This is a genomic window from Proteiniphilum sp. UBA5463 (assembly GCF_002427225.1).
GTDB classification, from domain to species: domain Bacteria; phylum Bacteroidota; class Bacteroidia; order Bacteroidales; family Dysgonomonadaceae; genus Proteiniphilum; species Proteiniphilum propionicum.
Genome location: NZ_DIQL01000037.1, coordinates 15,990 through 17,550, shown reverse-complemented (window position 1 = coordinate 17,550; position 1,561 = coordinate 15,990). Strand labels below are relative to the sequence as shown.

The following is a 1,561-nucleotide window of genomic DNA, read 5'->3' as shown; positions in this document are numbered from 1 at the left end:
ATGATCAATGTATCCACTCTTTTTCCCATTCGAGGAATAGAGAATTCAAAGAAAATAGTGCCTTCCAATCCTTGAAGGGCCTTTTGTAAACAATTAATTTCAGCTACCCATGAATGATTCTGATTTAAATTGGAATCAAATTGATTCGATATGGTAATTTCACCTATTACCTGATCAACACTCTTTGTTAAGAATGAACAGATTGAGTCTTTATAATAATAATTTAGCATAGTCTTATAAAAGCGAATTCACATATATTTGGAGCATTTCTGTTACTAACAGTAATGTTTTTTACTTGCCCGCAGCTCTTATTTTATCATATTTAAGAAATCGTCCTCTATAATAATTCGGATTTTGAAGCCCGACAAATTTAGGTCTTCAATTTTCTTCAATTTTGAAGGTCCTGCGCCTTGTCCAACGATAACAAAATCTGTTCGTTTAGTGACACCAGTATCGATATCAGCTCCCAAATCTTTAACTTTTTTTGCCGCTTCATCTCTTGTCATGGTTTGCAGAATCCCTGTAAATACTACTTTTTTTGCGTAAAATGGATTTAAAATATTCTCAACATTCAAATCTGGTTTAAGAATGTTTCCTGTAAGTTTCTCATGTCCAGCAAAAGGGTTTGAATTCTTATATTCTCTTATTAAAGTTAGATTTGGTTTAATCCCTTGCTTAAGAAACAAATAGGCTTGGGCACAAGCTTTGGCATCTGAAAGAGCATCATGATGCTTCGTCATTACAATTCCTAAAGACTCAGCGAGAGACTTTAATTTTAATCCAGAAAGCTGATAAGTACAATCACAATTACATTGTGGTCTTGGCAAATTGTAATATGCAAGAGTTGAATTTAATATGTTTATATCAAAACTTACATTATGTGCTACAAGTAGTGAACTTATAAATTCATCTTTAATATTTTCCCAAACCTCAGGAAATAAAGGTTTATCTTTTGTTCTTAATGAATCAATTCCATGAATACAAGAGTGTCGAGCTTCATATTCATTGCCCGGCGGCTGAATAAGATATGATTTTTCGCTTGTGATTTGTCCTTCTCTAACAACAACAAATCCAATCTGACAAATACTCGCACTATGACTAGTTGCTGTTTCGGTGTCGAATGCAGTGAATGTTAAGTTGTCCATATTTCAAAGTATTTGATTTTGAGTTGCCTATAATATGATAGAAAAAATCATGGATGTATCTTGTATCTAATAAACCAACCGTGTGTTTGTCGAATAAAATTACTGACTGCAAGTTTAGTTAATTTAAGGGTAACATTCTCATTTTTCGACAAAATTTTTGAACATCATGATTGAATATATTTAAAATGTGTTTGAAAAATAGAAATGAAGTGTAAGGGTGAAGGACTCCTGCAGGACGTTGAAATTCGTGAGAACAATATGATAGCAAGAAGGAATCGAAATAGGTTTCCTCTTTCTCTACAATTTGACCCTTATCTAAAATCCATAACAGGGAATTCCCCAAATTGACTCTTTCTTACAGTTTCCTGAATTTCAACAATTCTTTTTCGGTTATTTTACGAAACTCTTTTCTGGAT

Annotated in this window: 2 protein-coding genes; both read right to left on the bottom strand. The window is 32.7% G+C overall.

The features are described 5' to 3' along the window. Positions 1 to 308 precede the first annotated feature (308 nt). Positions 309 to 1,145, bottom strand: coding sequence for an exonuclease domain-containing protein (locus tag B3B27_RS06060; protein WP_286845326.1), 837 nt, complete (start codon positions 1,143 to 1,145; stop codon positions 309 to 311). Positions 1,146 to 1,263: 118 nt separating this feature from the next. Continuing rightward, on the bottom strand, positions 1,264 to 1,488 hold the full coding sequence (locus tag B3B27_RS11835) for a DUF3658 domain-containing protein (RefSeq protein WP_414703087.1): 225 nt from the start codon (positions 1,486 to 1,488) through the stop codon (positions 1,264 to 1,266). Positions 1,489 to 1,561 lie beyond the last annotated feature (73 nt).